Origin of the sequence: Variovorax paradoxus (assembly GCF_000834655.1) — a bacterium.
Lineage (GTDB): Bacteria > Pseudomonadota > Gammaproteobacteria > Burkholderiales > Burkholderiaceae_C > Variovorax > Variovorax paradoxus_F.
The window spans coordinates 1-1670 of sequence record NZ_JXQQ01000060.1 but is presented as its reverse complement, the minus strand read 5'-3'; the positions used below and the strand labels follow the sequence as shown (position 1 = coordinate 1670).

At 68.3% G+C, this 1670-nt stretch carries 1 protein-coding gene; it reads right to left on the bottom strand.

All coding sequences use genetic code 11. From position 1 onward, the window contains the following. Positions 1–1670 (bottom strand): condensation domain-containing protein (locus RT97_RS22900; RefSeq protein ID WP_042581135.1); only part of this gene is annotated, 1670 nt, incomplete at both ends.

Sequence of the window (1670 nt, the reverse complement as noted above, 5' to 3'; positions counted from 1 at the left end):
GAGTTCGCCGTAGGCCAGCGTCTGCGCCTCGAAGGACAGCGCGGGGGATTCGGGGTGCAGCTCCGCCTGGCGTTCGATCAGGCGATGCAGAGGCTCCGCATCCCCACGGTCTTGCACACGCGCGCTCCACGCAGCGAGCTGTTGCTTCTCTTCCGCAGGCATCGGATCGATCTCGCAGACCGGCAGCGCCACTGGCTTCGCCAGCGCATCGACGATCCCCTCCAGCGCCGAACGCACCAGCCCGCAGACGTACGCCGCATTCACCGGCTCGTGGATCTGCGCCACGAGCTCGAAGCCCTCGCCCAGGTCGTCGATCGACAGGGTCAGCGGGTAGTTGGTGCGCTCGTCGGCGCCGAGCACCTCCATGCCTTTGAGCAGCAAGGTGCCCTCGGCCTGCTCCTGCGTGTAGCGGTAGTTGAGCAGTGCAGAGAACAGCGGCGCGCCGCCCGGCAGCGCCGTGCAGCGCTGCGCCAGCGCGAGGCTCGCGTGTTCGTGGTGCAGCAGCTGCGTGAGCGCGTCGTGCGTCTGCTTGACGCAGTGCGCCACGTCGCGCGCACCCAGCTTCACGCGCACCGGCAGGGTGTTGATGAACATGCCCCAGGCCCGGTCCGTGCCCTGGCCGCCCTGCATGCGCCCGAACAGCACCGTGCCGAACACCACGTCGTCCTTGCCCGTGGCCTTGCCCAGCACCAGCGCCCACGCCAGGTGGAACAGCGTTGCCGCCCCCACCCCATGGCGCTGCGCCTCGCGTCGCACCTGCTGCGCGAGCTCCGGCGCCAGCCTGAGCTTCGCCTCGTGCACCCGCGTGCCGTCGCCCTGCACGTCCAGCAGGTTGAACGGCGCCGTCGGCTCGTCCACGTCGCCCAGCATCCGGCGGAAGAACGCCTCGTGTTCAGCCTGACTCACGCCAAGGCGCGCCTGCCCCACGAAGCGCCTGAAGGGCACCGGCTCGGGCAACTCGGCCTGGCGGCCCTGCTCGATCAGCGCGATCTCTTCGACCAGCAGGTCCAGCGTCGTGTGGTCAAGCACCAGGTGGTGGCTGGGCAGTTGCAGCAGCCAGCGGTTGCTCCTGTCGTCGTGCGCGGCGATGGCGCGGATCATCGGCGCCTCGCGCACGTCGATTCGGTAGTGCGAGGGGTGGACGTGGGCCGCGAGTTGGCCTGCCACGTCATTGGCCATGTCCACGTCCTGAAGCCATTGCAGCGTCAACGTCGCGTTGCGCTGCACCACCTGCACCGGCTCCTTCAATCCCTCCCACAGCACCGCGGTGCGCAGGATGTCGTGGCGTGCGATCACCTGATTGAAGCTGGCGATGAAGCGCTCCAGCCGCTGGCGGCTGTCGAAGCTCAGGCCCAGCGGCGTGACATAGGCATCGCCTTCTGTCTGCAGCAGGTGATGGAACAGCATGCCCTCTTGCAGGGGCGCGAGCGGGTAGATGTCCCGGATGTTGGAGGCACCGCCCTGCACTGCCGATTCGATGCGCTCGATCTGCTGTGCATCCAGCTCGATCAGGGTGACCATCTGCGGCTCGATCGCCGTGCAGCCCTCGGGGATGCCATTGGGCGGCACGACGACTTCGCGGTCCTTCGGCCCATCAGCCCCTTGCACCAGTGCCTGCGCAAAGGCAGCAAGCTGCGGGTGCTGGAACAAGGTGCGCACCTGCACCGACC